Origin of the sequence: Membranihabitans maritimus, assembly GCF_021729145.1 — a bacterium.
Lineage (GTDB): Bacteria > Bacteroidota > Bacteroidia > Chitinophagales > Saprospiraceae > Membranihabitans > Membranihabitans maritimus.
Genome location: NZ_JAJSLW010000099.1, coordinates 1 through 317, shown reverse-complemented (window position 1 = coordinate 317; position 317 = coordinate 1). Strand labels below are relative to the sequence as shown.

1 protein-coding gene is annotated in these 317 nt (G+C 44.2%); it reads right to left on the bottom strand.

Annotated elements, in window-relative coordinates; translation table 11 throughout:
- The coding region (locus tag LVD47_RS24435) for a hypothetical protein (protein WP_236981162.1) at positions 1 to 317 on the bottom strand (317 nt) is incomplete at both ends.

The window sequence follows — 317 nt, the reverse complement described above, 5'->3', positions numbered from 1 at the left end:
CAGGCGCCGGCAAACCAAAACGGGCTATTCCCATTGCCACTATAAAACCATTCCTCTGTTACTTTTTCAAAAAATCCCCCTGATCCCAATATCCAATCACCCAATTCCAATACAATAAACGGATAGTCCACAAAATTAAAGGGACCCCGGTGTAATGCTAATAGTTGACCGCGTTCTCCACCCAGATTGGACAGTACTGAATAATAATCCCCGCCGGGTAAAAAGTCTTCAACTTTATATACTACTCCGTTCTTCTTTCGCAATATCTCCTGATCCAAATACTCCGCTTCCAAATCCAAAGCCTGGGCATCCGCCAA